The following is a 17,470-nucleotide window of genomic DNA, read 5'->3' on the forward strand; positions in this document are numbered from 1 at the left end:
GGGCGGGCCCGGGACACGTCCGTTGTTTCGCCACGCGAGGAGAGGGACGGATGGGCCGCCGGGAGAACCCGCTGGATCCCGCTACCGGGCCGGTCGAGCGCTTCGCACACGAGTTGCGCGAGTTACGCCGGGCCGCCGGCGGGCCCACCTATCGGGCCATGGCCGAGCACGTCACGTATGCGGCCGGGACGCTCTCGGAAGCCGCCGCGGGCGACCGGCTCCCGTCACTCCCCGTCGCGCTGGCGTATGTCAGGGCCTGCGGCGGCGACGCGGTCGAGTGGGAGCGCCGCTGGCGTGCGGCCTCGGTGGCAGCACACGCACTCCCGCCGCCTGACGACGGCGGTGACTCGCCCTATCCGGGGCTCGCGCGGTTCGAACCAACCGATCAGGCACGGTTCTTCGGGCGAGAGCGGCTGGTGGACGACCTCGCCGCGCTGGTCCGTGACCGTCGCTTCGCGGTGCTGGTGGGTGCCTCGGGCAGCGGGAAGTCCTCCCTGCTGCGCGCCGGACTCATCCCCGTGCTGCGCGACGCGACGCCGGAGACCGATCGCCCCGCGGCCATCCGGATCCTGACCCCGGGCGAACAACCGCTCCGCGTCCACGCCCCGGCGCTGAAGCCGGCGGCCGGCACGCGACACACCTGGGTGATCGTGGACCAGTTCGAGGAGCTGTTCACGCTGTGCCAGAGCCGGGAGGAGCGGGCCGGGTTCCTCGACGCGCTCCTGACAGCCGTCGAGACGGACGGACGCCTGCGGGTGGTGGTCTCGCTGCGGGCGGACTTCTACGGGCGGCTTGCCGAACACGCCGACCTGGCCGAGGCGGTGCGGGAGGCCACCCTGCTCGTGGCGCCCATGCGCCGGGAGGAGTTGCGCGCGGCGATCGTCAAGCCCGCCGCCGCCCAGGGGCTGATCGTCGAGCGGGCGCTGACCGCGCGCGTCATCTCCGACATCGAAGGGGAGCCCGGCGGCCTGCCGTTGATGTCCCACGCGCTGCGGGAGACCTGGCGGCGTCGGCGCGGTCGGACCCTGACCCTGGCGGAGTACGAGGCCGCCGGCGGCGTCCACGGTGCCATCGCGCACACCGCGGAACACTTCTACACCGGGCTCTCGGCCGATCAGTCGGCCATCACCCGGCACCTGCTGCTGCGCCTCATCACCCCGGGGGAAGGCGCCCAGGACACCCGGCGCCCCACGCCCCGCGCGGAGTTGGAGGCGGGCGAGGCGGCGGACATCGGTCCGCTCCTCGCCCAACTGGCCCGTGCCCGCCTCGTCACCGTCGACGAGGACACGGTCGACCTCGCCCACGAGGCGCTGATCACGGCCTGGCCACGACTCCATGCCTGGATCGATCAGGACCGACAGCGGCTCCGCGTCCACCGGCAACTCACCGAGGCGGCGGCCAGCTGGGACGAACTCGGCCGCGACGCGGGGGCGCTCTACCGCGGCAGTCGACTGGCCACCGCCGAGGAGGCCTTCCCGCCCGAACGGCACGACCAACTCACTACTCTGGAACGAACCTTCCTCACCACCAGCCTCGAAACCCGTCACCGTGAACAGCGCATGGCCGCCCGGGCCACCCGGCGTCTCCGCGTCCTGGCGGGCACGCTCTCCCTCCTGCTCGTGTTCTCGCTCGTCGCCACCACGGTGGCCGTCCTGCAGCAACGGAACGCCACCGCCGCCGAACAGGTGGCGCGTTCCCGGCAACTCGCCGCCCAGTCAGTCGCGTTGCTGGCCTCCGAGCCCGATCTCGCCGCGCTGCTCGCGATCGAGGCGTACCGCACCAGCCCCACCGCCGAGGCCACCGCCGGCCTCTACACCGCCGCGGCGCTGCCGCTGCGCCACCGGCTCGCCGCCGGGGACGCGCCGCTCTGGGACCTGGCATTCGACTCGGACGGCACGCTCGTCACGGCCGGTTTCGACGACACCCTGCGCCGGTGGGACGCCACGACCGGCGCACTCCTCGGCACCGTCCAAGGCAGCCCGGCCGACGGTTTCGGCTCCGCCCTGTTCAGCCCGGACGGCCGAACCCTGGCCACCACCGGTGAGGACGGCGTCATCCGGATACGGGGCACGGCGACCGGCGAACAGCTGACCGCCATCGGCGGACCGTCCGGGTACCTGACCCCACTGGCCTTCAACCAGGAGGGCACCGTCCTCGCCACCGGCACCCCGGAGGGCTCCCTTCACCTGTACGACACGGCGACCGGGCAACCGCTGGACACCCCGGCCGGCCTCACCACCTCGAGTACCTGGGCGGCCTTCACCCCCGACGGCGCAACCCTCGCGGCCGTGGGGCCCGACCGCGTGCTCCGGGCGCAGAACCTCGCCTCGGGCGACATCCTGCCCTTCCCGAACGATCCCGACGAGGGGGTGCTGGCATCGACGCTCACCCCTGACGGGCGCGCCCTGGCCGTGACCGACGGGACCGGTGCCGTCCGGATTCACGACATGAGCACCGGCCGGCTCCAGCTCACGCTGACGGATGCCGAGGCGTCCATGGACGGGCTGGCCTTCAGCCCGGACGGTACCGTCCTGGCAATCGTGGGCAGGGACGACAGCACCCGTCTCTGGGACGTCGCCACCGGGAGGACGCTCGCCACGCTCGGCGGCCACACGGGGCCGGTTCAGGGGCTGGCGTTCAGCCCGGACGGAGCCACCCTCGCGACCGCGGGCGGGGACGGCGCGCGGATCTGGAATGTCGATTTCGGCCGCGGCGTCCCCGAGATCGAGATTCCCGACGACATGTCCACCGCCGTGTTCAGCCCGGACGGCCAGGCACTGGCCACCATGGACGGCGACGGCGTGGTCCGCGTGGCGGACGCGCGCACCGGTGACACCCGGGCCACGCTCACGGGGCGCGCCGAATTCGCGGCCACGTTGGCGTTCAGCCCGGACGGAGCCACCCTCGCCGCCGGCAATGAGACGGACGTACTGCTGTGGGATGCCGCCAGCGGGCAGTCCCTGACCACCGTGCGGCTCGGGGGCCTCCTGAACGCGGTGGTCTTCAGCCCGGACGGAACCGTCCTCGCGACGGGCGACGCGGGCGGAGCCGTGCGGCTCATCGATCGGACGACCCGACGGGTCCGCTCGTCACTGAGCCAAGCCGACGGGGTACGAGCGTTGGCCTTCAGCCCGGACGGAGCCACCCTCGCGGCCAGCGGCTCCGGAGCGATTCGCCTGTGGGACCTGGCCGGCAACCGAACCCGGACCACCCTGCCGAGTCCGGGTGAAGCGGTGTCCGCGTTGGCGTTCAGCCCGGACGGGGCCACGCTCGCGGCCGCGAGTGCCGATGACACGGTCCGCCTGTGGGACATGGGAACGAGTCGGACGCGAGCGACGCTCACGGGCCTCACCGACTCGGTGGAATCACTCCTGTTCAACCGAGACGGCACCACGCTCACCGCCGTCGAGGGAAACGGCACCGTACGGCGCTGGCAGTTGACGCTGCCGAAACCCGCCGAGGCCATCAGCGGCATATGTCGGGCCCTGAATCGGGACCTGACCTCGGAGGAACGTGCGCTCCATCTCCCGGACGCGTCAGCCCGTCCCCTCTGCCCTCCGGAAGCGGACGGGTAACGGCTAACGCCTCACCCGCCCGGGGACATCGCGCCCGGAGACGCGAGTTCCTTCCGCATCAGCGTGCACACCGTCTCGTAGCGGCGGACCGAGCCGTCCGGCGCCAGTTCGTCCCAGCCGTCCGGCTCGCTGCCGTAGGCGACGTAGCCCAGCCGCTCGTACAGCCTCCGGGCGCGGGGGTTGTCCTCCTCGACGCTCAGCTCGGCGCGGCCGAGGCCGCGGGCCAGGACGCGGGCCTCGGCCGAGCGGATGAGCAGTGTGCCGACGCCGCGGGACCGGAGCGCCGGGAGGACGGTCAACTGCCACAGCACGCCGGCCCCTTCGCGGGCCCGGTAGTCGACGCCGCAGAGCCCGACCGGGAGGTCGGACGGCGGGCACGCCGCCAGGTAGTCCGCCTCGCCGCGTTCGGCGCGGCGCAACTCCCGTGCGATCGCCTCCACATGAAGGGCCGACCCCGACCAGCCGCACCAGGCCAGGTCAGCCGGGGTCAGGTCGCGCATCGTGAGGCCCACCACGACGCTTTCCATCTCGTCACCTCCGGCCGCCCAGGATGGGCGCGGTGCCGCGACGGGCGCAAACCCTTTGTCAGGGTGCGCCGCGGGCTAGACGGCCGCCTGGGGGCAGGCCGCCCGGCGGGCGGTCTGGCGGGCGCGGAGGCGTTGGGCGGCCAGGGCGAGGGCGCCGAGCGCCACGACCGTGAGGCCGTAGGCCAGGGCCGTCGGGCGCAGCCCGGCCGAGGTGGCGGCGAAGCCGGCGATGACGGCCGGGAGGCTGAAGGCGAGGTAGGCGATGACGAAGACGACGGCGAACAGTTCGCCGCGCTGCGCCGGCGCGGCGAGTCGGGCCAGGGTGCCGAAGCAGGCCAGTCCGGCGCCGCCGAAGCCGACGCCGGCCACGACGGTGCCGACCGCGGCGAGCGCCACCGTGCCGGTCTCGATGCCGACCAGGGACACCACCGTTCCGCCGGCCAGCAGGGCAGCCGAGGAGTCCAACAGCCCCGCGGTGGGGCGGCCGCGCAGCAGCAGGGCCGCGGCGGCGCCGGTGCCGCAGAGCAGCGTGACGACCAGGCCGCCGATCAGGTGGCTGCGCAGGCCGAGCAGGCCGGCGGCGACCGAGGGGCCGAGCGAGAGGTAGAGGCCGGCCAGCGCCCAGCTGGCGATCAGGATGGGCAGCAGGGTGTACAGGTCGGGGCGGATGGCGTGGGGCACGCCGAGGCGCGGGGCGAGCGAGCGCAGGGCGCCCGGGCGGCGGGCCGAGGTCTCGGGGAGGAACAGCAGCACGACGGCCGAGAGCGCCATGCCGCCGAGCAGCAGGCCGTAGACGAGGCGGGTGGGCGCCGGCGCGTACTCGACCAGCGCGCCGGTGCCCAGGGCACCCACGGCCAGGCCGGTGAGCGGGATCACGCTGCTCAACGCGCCGGCCCGGCCCGGCGCGTGGGGTGGGTCGAGGTCGACGAGGGCCGCCCCGAGCGTGGTCATCGCGGCCCCGGTGGCGATGCCCTGCAGCAGTCGGGCGAGGAGCAGCACGGAGACGTGGTCGGCGGCGAGGAAGAGGCCGAGCGACACGGCCTCCAGGGCGATCGCCCCGGCGACGACCGGGCGGCGGCCGACGTGGTCGGAGAGCGCGCCGACCACCAGCAGCGCGCCCAGCATGCCGAGGACGTAGACGGCGAAGACGACGGTGAGCGTGGCGGACGAGAAGCCCCACGCCTCCTGGTAGACGACATAGAGCGGCGAGGGCGCGCTGGAGGCCGCGGTGAAGAGGACGAAGATCGCGGCCACCGCGGCGAAGGCCGCCGTGCCGCTACCGGGCCGCGCCGTGGGGCGCCGGGATATGTCGGGCACCCGAGCTCCATATTGCAGTGATCGCTGCGTTTGGTTCGGAGCGTAGCAGCAAAGGCAGCGATCAATGCAATAGTGGGGGTGTGGAGACGAACAGCAGCGGCACCAGCACCCGCCCCCGGCCGGGCGGCCGGTCGGCGCGGGTGCGGTACGCCGTACACCGCGCCGTGACCGAGCTCCTGGCCGAGGACCCGGCGGAGTCGCTCACCATCCCCGTCATCGCGGCCCGCGCGGGTGTGCACGCCACCACCGTCTACCGGCGCTGGGGGTCGGTGCCCGAGCTGCTGAGCGACATCGCCACCAGCCGGTTCAGCGGCGACGTGGTGGTGCCGGACACCGGCTCGCTGCGCGGCGATCTGGAGCGGTGGGTCGGCCAGGTCGCCACCGACCTGGCCGACCCCGACGTGCTCAAGCTGATGCGCGCGGCGGTCGGCACCGGCCCCCTGGGCTGCGACGCGTGCGTGGCGGACCGGCACGCCCAACTCGCCGCGATCCTCGACCGCGAGCGGAGCCGCGGCGGCGCCCCGCCGGAGGTCGAGCGCACCGCCGACCTGCTGCTCGGCCCGCTCTACTACCGCGCCGTCTTCATCGACCGCCCGGCCGGCCCCGACTGGGCCCGCACCCTCGTCGCCGGCCTCCTCGGCTAGCGTCTGTCCGGGCGGCGGCGGGTCCCCTCGGCACGCTCAGCGCAGGTCCAACATCATCACGTCGTGCGCGTCCGCACCTGGCCATGGCCGCGCCTCGCCGATCCGCCGATAGCCCCACGCGCGATAGGCGGCAGACGCTGCCGCGCCGTCCGGGTGGACGTTCAGCAGGACCCGCTCGGGCGTGACTCCGGCAAGCAGGGCCCGGTGCAGGCGACGCGCGACGCCCTGCCGGCGCCACGGGCCACGCACGGCGAGTTCCATCAGGCCGAAGGTTCGGCTCCCGTCCTCACGCCGCACGTCCTCGCGTACCCGTACGGTGAGCTGGTCCCACCAGCCGGTGTCGGCTCCGAGGTTGTAGCCGTATGCCATGCCCACCGGCACGCCCTCCGTGATTCGCGCGAAGGCGGCGCGGAAGGAGGGTTTTCGCACCTGCGCGCGGAACCGGCGAAAGGCTGCGGCCACATCGTCCGCCGTCTCGCGGTACGGCGGTTCCGCGAAGACCTCGGCGTAGACCAGCCGGAAAGCATCCTCGGCCCGCGCCGCCATCGTTCCGTCCATGGTCTCCACCGTGACGCCGATCTCGGGACTCAAGCGGCGCTCCTGGGGAAGATCCGGCCGATGCGCTCGCCACACTCGCGCGCCACGGCGCAGTCAACGCGGCCGATCGCCAACTGGAACTCCCGGAGCCGCCCCAGCAGTCGCGGGGAGGAGATGCCGTCGATCACGTCGAGCGCGGCGGACAGCTCCGCACACGCCTCGTCGACTTCCCCGGTTTCCAGGAGCACGGAGGCGAGCCGCACCCGGTACGAGGCACCGTTACGAGCGAGTTCGCCGTCGGTGCCGCGCGTGGCCGCGCGCAGGAACGGGACGGCGCGCTTCGGCTGGCCGGCCCTCACACACAGGTCCGCGGTGGCGTAGTCGACCTCGAACGGGCCGACAAACCGCGCCCAGTTGGGGACCTCGGCATCCTCGTCAGTCCGTGACTGACGGTTCACGGCGCGGCTGAGGGCTCGACGCGCCCCAGCGAGATCTCCGGCATGAGTGGCCACGTTGGCTTCACGAAGCGCGAGGACGAGATGGACCGTGTGCCCCGCGCCCGTGCGTCCGGCGAGCCGCGAGGCGTGCTCGACCGCGCTCGCCGCCTCCCACGATCGATCTGCCTTGATCGCGAGGAGAACGAGCGTCTCGAGTACGGAAACCTGAAGCAGGGCATCCTCCACGAGGTGCGCCGCCGCGAGAGCCTCCAGGCACGCGAGGCGCCCCTGTTCGACCCTGCCGCCGTCGTAGCCGTACCAGGCACGGTGACCGTGCAACTCGGCGAGCGTCGTCTGAAGCTCACGCCCGATGCGGACGGTGTAGGAGGCGGTCGCGATGACCCTCGTGATCTCGCGCTCGACGCGGCAGGCTTCTCGGTTCGCGGGCAGGCTGCCCACCGTGTGATCCATCCGGTACGGGCGGTCGAGCCCCGCCCGCAATCGCCCCACATCAGACAGACCGAACCGCGGGCCCGAGCAGGCCTGAACGACGGGTTCCGCCACAAGGGCTCCCACGTCGGCGACGAACGTCACTGGTCGGGCACCGCTACGACATCCCGTCGCGGGCTCGCCGGTGAGGAGCAACCGACATGAGTGAGGCCGTGAACAACCTTCCCCGCGTGGGAACGACCCTCAGAGACGAGGCACTTGGCCGCATCGGCGTCTCCATGGGCACCGCGGGGCCGTTCGTCATGCTTCGCCCGCTGTGCGGCGGAAGAGAGTGGGAGGCACGCCCCCGAGGACATCCGCGAACTCACTGCGGGGGATCCGTCGTGACCGATCGCGAGGTTTCGGAACAACCCAGGAGGGTGGACGTGGAACAGCTCCGGTCCGCCCGCCGGCTCCACGAGATCGAATGCGCGGCCTGCGTCAACGGGCCGCTCTGCCTCATAGGGCGACGACTGGCGCGGGCCTGCGCGGAAGCGGGCACCGCCGACCCGGCGAGGAAGGGCTCGTGAGGACTCGCCGTCAGGCGTCCGCGTCCTCCTCCGCGTGGGAGCGGTGGTCGATCGCGGTCAGGTGGGCCCGCATGGCCGCGACCGGGGCCGCCGGGTCCTCGGACTCGAACGCGGCCAGGATGGCCGCGTGTTCGGCGACGGCCTGCGCCGTGTCGAACGTGCCGTGGTCGACGGACTGGCGGAGCCGGTGGGCGTGGGCGTTCAGCGACTCCGCCATCTGGGCCAGGAAGTGGTTGCCGGCCGCGCGGATGATCACCAGGTGGAAGTCCCAGTCGGCGGTGAAGCACTCGCGGAGGTCGGCGTAGCCGGTCGGCGGGCCCTCGCCGCCGCGGAGCCGGGCGACCTGGTGGGCGGCCAGCACATGGCGGGCGTGGGCGGCGCGCAGGTCGGGCAGCAGCTCGGCGGCGCGGGGGGCCGCGCGTTCGACGGCGGCGATCTCGACGACGGCCCGCGCGTCCATCAGCTCCGTCATCTGGGCGGCGGAGAGCGGTGGCGCGACGCGGTAGCCCTTGAGCGCGGTCCTGGAGATCAGGCCGGTGTGCTCCATCTGCACCAGGGCCTCGCGCACCGGAGTCTGGGAGACACCCAACTCCCGTGACAGCGAATCGATGTTGAGCGAGCTGCCGGGCGGCGTGGAACCGTCGAGCAGCTTCTCCAGGATCGCGTCGTAGACGCCGTCACGGAGGGCGCGACGCGGGACCAGGGCGGTCTTCGGCTGGGTTGTCGGGCTCTGCGGAGTCATAGCGGATCGATGGTAACGGGCGGCCGGGGCCGCACACCGGGTGTACCCATGAGAATAGATCCTATACGATCCACGATACGGGCGCCCCCGCTGACATCGACGTTCGGAGACGCACATGCCCTTCTCTGCGCAGGACTGGCCCATCGGCGCCGCGCTGCTGCAGTTCCCCGACGCCCAGGACGCGCCGGCGGCGCGCTGGGCGGCGACCCTGTACGAGGTCGCGGACGCCGGTTTCGCGCACGTGGACCTCACGGACACCTGGACGCGGCCCGGCGACCTGGCTCCGGAGCGGCGCCGGGAGTTGGCCGGCGCGCTGCGGGAGGTCGGGCTCGGCGTGACCGCGATCTCCACCGTCCGGCGCAGCGTGACCGACCCGGACGAGGACCGGGCGGCGGAGAACCTGGCGTACCTGCTCAGGACGGTCGAGGCGGCGGCCGAGCTCGGGGTGGGCGTGGTGAGCGTCGGGCTGCACCGGGAGCTCACCGCGCGGCAGCGGGCCGCCGTCTGGTTCTGGACGGAGCCGGGGGCCGGCGATCCGGCCGGCGACGAGCGCGTACGGGCGCTGGCGGTGGGGCGGCTGCGGGCCGTCGGCGAGCGGGCCGCGGGCCTCGGGGTCGCGGTGTCGCTGGAGATGTACGAGGACACCTTCCTCGGGACGGCGGAGAGCGCGGTCCGGCTGGTGCGGGAGATCGGCCTCGCCAACGTCGGGCTCAACCCGGACATCGGGAACCTGGTGCGGCTGCACCGGCCGGTGGAGGACTGGGAGCGGATCATGGTCGAGACCGCGCCGTACGCCAACTACTGGCACCTCAAGAACTACTACCGGGACCACGACCCGGCCACCGGGGCCTACTTCAGCGTGCCGGCGCCGGCCGAGTCCGGGTTCGTCGACTACCGGCGGGCGGTGGAGATCGCGCTGGCCGCCGGCTTCGCCGGGCCGATCTGCGTGGAGCACTACGGCGGCGACGGGTTGGGCGTGTCGGCGAGCAACCGGGACTATCTGCGGCGGGTGTTGGCGACCAAGCTGCGCGGGGGTGCGCGGTGACGGTGCTGTGCAACGACCCGGCGGCCTTCGCCGACGAGGCGTTGGAGGGGTTCGTGGCCGCGCACGCCGGCCGGGTGCGGCGGGTGCGCGGCGGGGTGGTGCGGTCCGCCGCGACCCCGAGGGGGCAGGTGGCCCTGGTGGTGGGCGGCGGCAGCGGCCACTACCCGGCGTTCGCCGGCTGGGTCGGCCCGGGGCTGGCCCACGGGGCGGCGTGCGGGAACCTGTTCGCCTCGCCGTCCGCGGCCCAGGTGGCCTCGGTGGCGCGGGCCAGCGAGGCCGGTGGCGGGGTGATCCTCTCCTTCGGCAACTACGCGGGCGACGTCCTGCACTTCGGGCAGGCGGCGGTGCGGCTGCGGGCCGAGGGCCTTGACGTGCGGGTGCTGGCGGTGACGGACGACATCGCCTCGGCGCCGCCGGAGAGCCACGGGTTGCGCCGCGGGACAGCCGGCGATCTGGTGGCGTTCAAGGTCATGGGCGCGGCGGCCGAACGCGGCCTCGGCATCGACGAGGTGGAGCGGCTCGGCCGTCGGGCGGTCGCGGCGACGCGGTCGCTCGGCGTCGCCTTCGGCGGCTGCACGCTGCCGGGCGCGGCCGGGCCGCTGTTCACCGTGGCACCGGGCCGGATGGCGCTCGGGCTGGGCATCCACGGCGAACCGGGCATCGAGGAGCGGGAGCTGGCGAGCGCGGACGCGGTGGCCGACCTGCTGGTCGACCGGCTGCTCGCCGAGCGCCCGCCCTGGCACGTCGGCTACGGCGAGGACCGGGTGGCGGTGCTGGTCAACGGTCTCGGCGAGACCAAGTACGACGAGCTCTTCCTGGTACACCGGCGGGTGGCGGCCCGGCTCGCCGCACACGGCCTGCGGGCCGTGGACCCCGAGGTCGGCGAGCTGGTGACCAGCATGGACATGGCCGGGCTCTCGCTCACCCTGGCCTTCCTCGACGACGAGTTGGCCGAGCTGTGGCAGGCCCCGGCCGACTCCCCCGCCTATCGGAAGGGGATCGTCGAGCCGCGTCGGGACAGGACGGACGACCTGGAGACGTACGCGGCGCCGTCGCCGGTCGCGGCCGGCACCGAGCCGTCGAGATCGGCGGCCACGCGCCTCGTCGCGGCGCTGGGAGCGATCCGGGAGGCGGTGGCCGGTGCGGAGGAGCGTCTCGGCCGGCTCGACGCGGTGGCCGGGGACGGCGACCACGGCATCGGGATGCGGCGTGGCGCGGAGTCGGCGGCGACCGCCGGGGCCGAGGCGGCGGCGGCCGGCGCGGGGGCGATGACCACTCTGGTCCTGGCCGGCGAGGCGTGGTCGGAGCGGGCCGGCGGCACCTCGGGAGCACTGTGGGGCGCGATGCTGACGGCGTTCGGCGCGGCGCTCGGCGACGAGGCGGCGCCGGGTCGGGAACAGCTGGCGGCGGGGGCGCGGGCCGCGGTGGCGGCCGTGACCGACCTCGGCGGCGCGGCGCCCGGCGACAAGACGCTGGTGGACGCGGCCGTGCCCTTCGCCGAGACGCTGACCCGGGCCCTCGCCGAGGGCGAACGGCTGGCCGCCGCCTGGGAGTCGGCGGCCTCGGCCGCGACCCGGGCGGCCGAGGCGACGGCCGCCGTCCCGGCCAGGATCGGCCGGGCGCGGGTGCACGGCGAACGCGGGATCGGCACCCCGGACCCGGGCGCCGTCTCGTTCGCACTGATCGTGACGGCCCTGACCGAGGAGTTCTGACGATGCTGCGGATCGCGGTGGGCGCGGACGGCGCCGGCTACGACTACAAGGAGGCGCTCAAGGCCGACCTGGCGGCCGACGAGCGGGTGGTGGAGGTCGTCGACGTCGGGATCGCGCCGGGGCAGGGCACCGACTACCCCCATGTCGCCGTGGACGCGGCCCGGTTGGTCGCCGAGGGGCGGGTGGACCGGGCGCTGCTGGTGTGCGGCACCGGCCTCGGGGTGGCGATCGCCGCCAACAAGGTGCCGGGCGTCCGGGCCGTGACGGCGCACGACTCGTTCTCGGTGGAGCGTTCCGTGCTCTCCAACGACGCGCAGGTGCTCTGCCTCGGCCAGCGGGTGATCGGCCTCGAACTGGCCCGCCGGCTGGCCCGCGAGTGGCTCGCCTACACGTTCGACCCGGACTCCGCCTCGGCGGCCAAGGTCGAGGCGATCCGCTCCTATGAGGGGTAGCGTCCGCTGGCTCGGCACCAGCTTCAAGATGACCAAGACGATCGCCGAGTCGACGGCGTACGCGGCGCGGTTGCGGGACGCGGTCGGCGCCGAACCGCCGTCGGGCGTCAGGCTGTTCGTGATTCCCCCGGCGACGGCGATCGAGCCGGTGGCGCGGACGCTCGGCACCGACTCGCCGGTGCTGGTGGGCGCGCAGAACGCGCACTGGGCCGACGAGGGCGCCTGGACCGGCGAGATCTCGATGCCGCAGGCGGCGGACGCCGGGGCGCGGATCGTGGAGATCGGCCACTCGGAGCGCCGGGCGCACTTCGCCGAGACCGACGCCACGGTCCGCCTCAAGGTCGCCGCGGCCCTGCGGCACGGGCTCGTCCCGCTGGTGTGCGTCGGGGAGGACGCGGCGACGTTCGCCGCCGGCCGGTCGGCCGACCAGGTGGTGGCCCAGGCGACCGCCGCGCTCGACGGACTCGCGGGCACCGAGGCCGTGTTGCTGGCGTACGAGCCGGTGTGGGCGATCGGCGAACACGGCAGGCCGGCGGGGCCGGCGGAGGTCGCGGAGCCGGTGGCCGCCCTGCGGGCGGCGGTCGGCGGCCGGATCGGCGGGGTGCTCTACGGCGGCTCGGTCTCCCCGGCCAACGCCGCCGGGCTGCTCGACGTCCCGGGCGTGGACGGCCTGTTCGTCGGCCGCGCGGCCTGGCGGGTGGCGGGCTTCCTGGCCCTGCTGGAGCTGACCGCCACGCGCTGACCGGGCGCGCTTGTCGGCCGGTAGCGGATTGGTCATACTCCGGACACGTGCGGTGAGAACGCGCGTCGTCATGGGGTGGGAGGAAGCAGATGGTGGTGGGAGAGGGGCGGGGCGCCGAGGTGCGGCGGGTGCACCCGGAACAGCTCGACCCGGGGGCGGTGATCGCGCAGTCGCTGGACAACCAGTGGGTGGACGGGGAGTTGCTGCGCCACATGCTGGCGAAGCGCAAGTCCTTACGGGACGTGGCGCGGGAGCGGGACCGTGACGTGCGCGCCGAGTACCTGCGCAGTCTCATCAACGCCCGCCAACTCGTCGTCAACCGCGTGTACTTCTACAACAACCACGCCATCAGCCGGGACCTGCTCCAGGACGGTGCGGAGCGGGACGCGCACCGCCGTCTCCTCGCGGACGGGACGCTGGTGCCCTTCCTGGTCGGCGAGCACGAGCCGACCGACCGGCCGCAGCAGGTCGACGTCGTCGAGGACGCCTTCGTGGCCTGGCAGGAGACCGTCGCCGGCATGGCCGCCTCGGAGCGGATGACCTGCCTGCGGCTCTCCTGGAACGACGAACGCAACAGCCGCAACACGCGGTCGGCGCTGGTCGATCCGTTCGCGGCCCGCGTGCAGGGCCTGACGGCGAAGGACATCCCCCTGCTCGCGGACCAACTCGGCGTGCCCGCACGGGACACGGGTGCCTTCGCGGAGCACATCGGGCGGATCGTCGAGTGGAGCAACGCCCGCCGGGTGCGCGGCGAGGCCGTCAACCGGGGGCTGCTGTACGAGGAGTTCGTGACGGTGCCGGGCTCGCCGGTGGCCGACGGCCGTTACGACCGGTCCCGCCCGTTCAGCGGGGAGACCAAGCAGCTCCTCGACCTCGTCTACAACGTCAACCTCGCGGACGCCCTGGGCATGTACCCGCTGACGCCCAGCGGGAGCCTGCGGCGCCTGGTGCTGCAGGAGTGGCGGGACGTACGCGTCACCGCCTCGGGGGAGACCATCCGCGACCCGGAGCAGCTGGCCGGCTTCCTGCGGAGGCTGGCCTTCGCGACGGTGCAGGACCGGCTGACCCCGGCCAGCCTCGACGAGTTGACGTTGCAGGACGTGTGGCGGCTCCGGCAGAGCGGCGCCTGGCACGCCTACATCGCCGCCTTCACCCGGCTGACGGCCGATCCCGCGCACTTCGAGGACCACATACGCGAGGTCTTCAGCCACTACGCCACGCTCAACTCGGAGATCATCCGGCTCGCCGCCGAGCGCCCGCAGGCGGGCAGTTCACGGTGGAGTCCGGTCGTCGAGGTGGTGATCACCATCGGGGGCGCCACGTTCAGCGCGGTGAGCGGCAACGAGATCTGGGCGCTGATCGGCGGCATCGGGAGCGTCACCGCGGACCAGCTCGGCGGCTCCGTCCAGCTCATGCTGCGGAACCGGACTACCGGCCGGCGGGAACAGAAGTTCGCCAGGGAGCTCGCCACCGTCCAGCTGGACGGGCTGGCCGAGTGGCGACGCCTGCACGAGCTGGTGCGGGCCATCCCCGGCTACGAGGAGCGGCCGGCCGTCGGGGCCGCCACGAGTTCCACCACGATCCAGGAGACCTATGACGTGCCCGAGTACTGACCCGCAGCGGAGCGCCGGCGGGCCGGAGGCCGCGCTGACTTCCTACCACCGGCTGCGCGAGGCGCGGGCGGAGCTCTTCGCCAACGCGCCGGGCGGCATCGAGGTGCTGACCGCGCCCGAGGACGTGCGGGCCGCCCGGCACGCGGCCGAGGCCGCCTCGGGTACCTCGGAGCCCGTCGGGGTGGTGTACGCCGACCGGTTCGTCACGGTGGTGCGGGACGCGGTGCGGTTCCCCGACGGACACCTCGGCCTGTACGTGCGCGTCCTGCCGACCGCGACGGGGCCCGCCGTCGTGGTCCTGCCGCTCCTCGGCGACGGATGCGACGTGGTACTCGTCGAGCACTACCGCCACGCCACCAGGCGGTGGCACCTCGAGGCACCGCGCGGCTTCGGGGAGAACACCAGCGGCGAGGAGACCGCGGCACGCGAGCTGGCCGAGGAACTCGGCACCCGGGCACGGTCGTTGGTTCGGCTCGGCAGCCTCCATCCGGACACCGGCCTGCTGGGCTCCCAGGTCGAGTTGTTCGCGGCCCGGGTGGACCGGATCGGGCCGCTGGAACGCGCGGAGGGCATTCGGCGGGCCCTGACCGTGTCCGCCGCGGAGGCGGAGGCGATGATCGCCGACGGCCGGCTCACCGACGCCTTCACCATCGCCGCCCTCAGCCAGGCCCGGCTGGCGGGTCTGCTCGGCTGACGACCGGGTCGCGCCGGCGACCCGGATCGTCCGGGCGGATACCCGCCGCCGCCCCGCCCGCCGGGTAGGGTCCGTCCCACGTGACGGAACCGGGGAAGTCGAGGAGCGCCGGTGATCGACCTCAACAGCGATGTCGGTGAGGGGTTCGGGCAGTGGCGGCTCGGGGACGACGACGCGCTGCTCACCGTCGTCACCAGCGCCAACGTCGCCTGCGGCTTCCACGCCGGCGACCCCACCGTGATGCGGCGGGTCTGCGCCGGCGCGGCCGAGCACGGGGTGGCCGTCGGCGCCCAGGTCGGCTACCGCGACCTGGCGGGCTTCGGCCGCCGGTTCATCGACGTCGACCCGGCCGAACTGGTCAACGACGTCGTCTACCAGATCGGCGCGCTCGACGCCTTCGCCCGGCTGGCCGGCACCCGCGTCGCCTACGTCAAGCCGCACGGCGCGCTCTACAACGCGATCGTCCACCACGAGGCCCAGGCCGCCGCCGTCGCGGACGCGGTGCGCCGCTACGACCCGACCCTTCCGGTGCTCGGCCTGCCGGGCAGCGTCTGGCTGCGGGTCGCGGCCGAGGCCGGGCTGACCCCGGTGCACGAGGCGTTCGCCGACCGCGCCTACACCCCGGAGGGCACGCTGGTGTCGCGCCGCGAGCCCGGCGCGGTGCTGCACGACCCGGACGAGATCGTGGCCCGCTGCCTGCGGATGGTCGCCGAGGGCCTGGTGACGGCCGTCGACGGCACCGAAGTACCGGTCAGCGTCCGGTCGTTGTGCGTGCACGGGGACACCCCCGGCGCGCTGGACATCGCCCGGCGGCTGCGGGCCGAGCTCGAACGCGCGGGGCACGCCCCCGAGCCGTTCGCGGTGCCCGCCGCGTGACCGGGTCGCGGGACGGCCGGCTGCTCGGGGTGCGGCGGGTCGGCGACCGGGCGGTGCTCGCCGAACTCGACGGGCTGCCCTCGGTGCTCGCGCTGCGCGCCTCGCTCCTCGCCGACCGGCCGGCCGGCGTGGCGGAGCTGGTGCCGGCGGCCGCCACCCTGCTGGTCCGCTACGACCCGGCCGTCACCGGCCGGGCGGCGGTGGCCGGGGCGCTGGCCGAGCGGGTCGCGGGGCTGACCGCCGAGGACGTCGACCAGCCGCCGTCGCCGCACGACACCCTGACCGTCCCGGTGCGCTACACGGGGCCCGACCTGCCCGAGGTCGCCGAGGCGACCGGGCTCGACGTGGCCGAGATCGTGGCCCGGCACACCGCGCCGCTCTACACCGTGGCGTTCGCCGGCTTCGCGCCCGGCTTCGGCTATCTGACCGGCACCGACCCGGTGTTGCACCTGCCGCGCCGGGCCGAGCCGCGCACCGCCGTGCCGGCCGGCTCGGTGGCCGTCGCCGGCGGCTTCACCGGCGTGTACCCGCGGTCGTCGCCCGGCGGTTGGCGGCTGCTCGGCACCACCGACGTGCCGCTGTGGGATCCGGACCGCGACCCGCCGGCGCTGCTGGTGCCGGGGCGCACGGTGCGTTTCGCGGCGCTGCCCGGCGGGGCGGCGTGAGCGCGCGGGAGCTGGTGGTCGTCGCGACCGGGCCGCTGGCCACCGTGCAGGACCCGGGGCGGCCCGGCTACGCCGAGTTGGGCGTGCCGCACTCCGGCGCGGTCGACGCGCCGGCGCTCGCGCTGGCCAACCGCCTGGTGGGCAACCCGGCGGACGCGGCCGGCGTCGAGGCCACCTTCGGCGGGCTGCGGCTGCGGGCGCGCGGGCCCGGCATCCGCCACGTGGCGGTGACCGGCGCGCCGGGGCCGGTCGTGGTCGACGGCGTGCCGGCGCCGTTCGGCGCGCCGCTGCCGCTGCGGCAGGGGGCGCTGCTCGAACTGGGCGCGCCGACCTCGGGGCTGCGGAGCTATCTGGCGGTGCGGGGCGGGATCGACGTACCGCCGGTATTGGGCTCGCGGGCCACGGACCTGCTCTCCGGGCTGGGGCCGGAACCGCTGCGGGCCGGCGACAGGCTGCCGGTGGGGACGTCGGCCGAGGAGTTCGCCGGCGCGGACCAGGCGCCGTGCTCGGCGCCGCCCGAGGAGTTCACGCTCCGGGTGCTGCCGGGGCCGCGGGACGACTGGTTCACCGGCGAGGCGGCGGAGCGGCTCTGCTCGGCGCGCTGGACGGCGACCAGCCGGAGCAACCGGATCGGGATCCGGCTCGCGGGGCCGCCGCTCGACCGGGCGAGGGCGGGTGAACTGTCGGCCGAGGGCATGGTGTCGGGCGCCCTTCAGGTGCCGCCGAACGGCCAACCGGTGCTGTTCCTCGCCGACCACCCGGTGACCGGCGGCTACCCGGTGATCGGCGTGGTCCTCGGCGCCGACCTGCCGCTGGCGGGACAGATCCCACCGGGCGCCGGGGTGCGGTTCCGCGCCGTGCGCTGAGGGCCGC

General features: G+C 74.5%; 17 protein-coding genes. 12 read left to right on the forward strand and 5 right to left on the reverse strand.

Going from position 1 to position 17,470, the window contains the following annotated elements:
• Window positions 1-50: 50 nt before the first annotated feature.
• On the forward strand, window positions 51-3,575 hold the full coding sequence (locus E1283_RS03475; RefSeq protein ID WP_132816358.1) for an nSTAND1 domain-containing NTPase: 3,525 nt from the start codon (window positions 51-53) through the stop codon (window positions 3,573-3,575).
• Between the two features lie 11 nt (window positions 3,576-3,586).
• Here the strand turns inward: E1283_RS03475 and E1283_RS03480 are convergent, their stop codons facing one another.
• Both E1283_RS03480 and E1283_RS03485 read right to left on the reverse strand, forming a co-directional pair.
• Window positions 3,587-4,102, reverse strand: coding sequence for a GNAT family N-acetyltransferase (locus tag E1283_RS03480; RefSeq protein WP_132816359.1), 516 nt, complete (start codon window positions 4,100-4,102; stop codon window positions 3,587-3,589).
• 75 nt (window positions 4,103-4,177) lie between these two features.
• Window positions 4,178-5,419, reverse strand: a complete 1,242-nt coding sequence (locus E1283_RS03485; protein WP_132816360.1) for an MFS transporter — start codon at window positions 5,417-5,419, stop codon at window positions 4,178-4,180.
• A gap of 80 nt (window positions 5,420-5,499) precedes the next feature.
• On the opposite strand from E1283_RS03485, the gene E1283_RS03490 reads away from it, so the two are divergent.
• Complete coding sequence (locus E1283_RS03490) at window positions 5,500-6,063, forward strand: TetR/AcrR family transcriptional regulator (RefSeq protein WP_207930279.1); 564 nt, start codon at window positions 5,500-5,502, stop codon at window positions 6,061-6,063.
• Window positions 6,064-6,099: 36 nt separating this feature from the next.
• Here E1283_RS03490 and E1283_RS03495 read toward each other — a convergent pair whose 3' ends face one another.
• Both E1283_RS03495 and E1283_RS03500 read right to left on the reverse strand, forming a co-directional pair.
• Window positions 6,100-6,621 carry a GNAT family N-acetyltransferase gene (locus E1283_RS03495; protein WP_132816382.1) on the reverse strand — a complete coding sequence of 174 codons (522 nt, stop codon included), beginning with the start codon at window positions 6,619-6,621 and terminating at the stop codon, window positions 6,100-6,102.
• A 29-nt stretch (window positions 6,622-6,650) separates the two neighbouring features.
• Window positions 6,651-7,631, reverse strand: coding sequence for an NsdA family TPR-like regulatory protein (locus tag E1283_RS03500; protein WP_132816361.1), 981 nt, complete (start codon window positions 7,629-7,631; stop codon window positions 6,651-6,653).
• Between the two features lie 281 nt (window positions 7,632-7,912).
• On the opposite strand from E1283_RS03500, the gene E1283_RS36985 reads away from it, so the two are divergent.
• On the forward strand, window positions 7,913-8,056 hold the full coding sequence (locus tag E1283_RS36985; protein ID WP_165955994.1) for a hypothetical protein: 144 nt from the start codon (window positions 7,913-7,915) through the stop codon (window positions 8,054-8,056).
• Window positions 8,057-8,066: 10 nt separating this feature from the next.
• On the opposite strand, the gene E1283_RS03510 is transcribed toward E1283_RS36985, so the two are convergent.
• Complete coding sequence (locus tag E1283_RS03510; RefSeq protein WP_132816363.1) at window positions 8,067-8,798, reverse strand: GntR family transcriptional regulator; 732 nt, start codon at window positions 8,796-8,798, stop codon at window positions 8,067-8,069.
• Window positions 8,799-8,913: 115 nt separating this feature from the next.
• Here E1283_RS03510 and E1283_RS03515 point away from each other — a divergent pair, with 115 nt between their 5' ends.
• The 9 genes from E1283_RS03515 to E1283_RS03560 all read left to right on the forward strand — a co-directional run bounded on the left by E1283_RS03515 (window position 8,914) and on the right by E1283_RS03560 (window position 17,463).
• A complete protein-coding gene (locus E1283_RS03515) occupies window positions 8,914-9,843 on the forward strand; it encodes a sugar phosphate isomerase/epimerase family protein (protein WP_132816364.1) in 930 nt (309 codons plus the stop codon).
• On the forward strand, window positions 9,840-11,555 hold the full coding sequence (locus E1283_RS03520) for a dihydroxyacetone kinase family protein (RefSeq protein ID WP_132816365.1): 1,716 nt from the start codon (window positions 9,840-9,842) through the stop codon (window positions 11,553-11,555). Before E1283_RS03515 ends, E1283_RS03520 begins: the two co-directional genes overlap by 4 nt.
• A 2-nt stretch (window positions 11,556-11,557) precedes the next feature.
• Window positions 11,558-12,007 (forward strand): ribose-5-phosphate isomerase, encoded by a 450-nt coding sequence (locus E1283_RS03525; RefSeq protein WP_132816366.1) that lies wholly within the window; start codon window positions 11,558-11,560, stop codon window positions 12,005-12,007.
• Window positions 11,997-12,749, forward strand: coding sequence for a triose-phosphate isomerase (locus E1283_RS03530; RefSeq protein WP_132816367.1), 753 nt, complete (start codon window positions 11,997-11,999; stop codon window positions 12,747-12,749). Before E1283_RS03525 ends, E1283_RS03530 begins: the two co-directional genes overlap by 11 nt.
• 89 nt (window positions 12,750-12,838) lie before the next feature.
• A complete protein-coding gene (locus E1283_RS03540) occupies window positions 12,839-14,362 on the forward strand; it encodes a hypothetical protein (RefSeq protein ID WP_165955995.1) in 1,524 nt (507 codons plus the stop codon).
• Window positions 14,343-15,056 (forward strand): NUDIX hydrolase, encoded by a 714-nt coding sequence (locus tag E1283_RS03545; RefSeq protein WP_132816370.1) that lies wholly within the window; start codon window positions 14,343-14,345, stop codon window positions 15,054-15,056. The genes E1283_RS03540 and E1283_RS03545 overlap by 20 nt, the downstream gene beginning before the upstream one ends.
• Before the next feature lie 111 nt (window positions 15,057-15,167).
• Window positions 15,168-15,932 (forward strand): LamB/YcsF family protein, encoded by a 765-nt coding sequence (locus tag E1283_RS03550; protein ID WP_207930280.1) that lies wholly within the window; start codon window positions 15,168-15,170, stop codon window positions 15,930-15,932.
• The gene (locus tag E1283_RS03555; RefSeq protein WP_243744576.1) at window positions 15,929-16,597 is read left to right on the forward strand and encodes a 5-oxoprolinase subunit B family protein; all 669 of its coding nucleotides are present in this window, start codon (window positions 15,929-15,931) and stop codon (window positions 16,595-16,597) included. Before E1283_RS03550 ends, E1283_RS03555 begins: the two co-directional genes overlap by 4 nt.
• Entirely contained in the window at window positions 16,594-17,463 is an 870-nt protein-coding gene (locus E1283_RS03560) for a 5-oxoprolinase subunit C family protein (RefSeq protein WP_132816371.1), read from the forward strand. Before E1283_RS03555 ends, E1283_RS03560 begins: the two co-directional genes overlap by 4 nt.
• Window positions 17,464-17,470: the final 7 nt, after the last annotated feature.

Source organism: Streptomyces hainanensis (assembly GCF_004348415.1).
Taxonomy (GTDB): Bacteria; Actinomycetota; Actinomycetes; order Streptomycetales; family Streptomycetaceae; genus Streptomyces; species Streptomyces hainanensis.

Coding starts and splice junctions, on each gene's coding strand:
- E1283_RS03475 (WP_132816358.1), top strand. CDS start 51: ATGGGCCGCCGGGAGAACCCGCTGGATCCCGCTACCGGGCCGGTCGAG.
- E1283_RS03525 (WP_132816366.1), top strand. CDS start 11,558: ATGCTGCGGATCGCGGTGGGCGCGGACGGCGCCGGCTACGACTACAAG.
- E1283_RS03530 (WP_132816367.1), top strand. CDS start 11,997: ATGAGGGGTAGCGTCCGCTGGCTCGGCACCAGCTTCAAGATGACCAAG.
- E1283_RS03545 (WP_132816370.1), top strand. CDS start 14,343: ATGACGTGCCCGAGTACTGACCCGCAGCGGAGCGCCGGCGGGCCGGAG.
- E1283_RS03515 (WP_132816364.1), top strand. CDS start 8,914: ATGCCCTTCTCTGCGCAGGACTGGCCCATCGGCGCCGCGCTGCTGCAG.
- E1283_RS03495 (WP_132816382.1), bottom strand. CDS start 6,621: ATGGACGGAACGATGGCGGCGCGGGCCGAGGATGCTTTCCGGCTGGTC.
- E1283_RS03480 (WP_132816359.1), bottom strand. CDS start 4,102: ATGGAAAGCGTCGTGGTGGGCCTCACGATGCGCGACCTGACCCCGGCT.
- E1283_RS03540 (WP_165955995.1), top strand. CDS start 12,839: ATGGTGGTGGGAGAGGGGCGGGGCGCCGAGGTGCGGCGGGTGCACCCG.
- E1283_RS03510 (WP_132816363.1), bottom strand. CDS start 8,798: ATGACTCCGCAGAGCCCGACAACCCAGCCGAAGACCGCCCTGGTCCCG.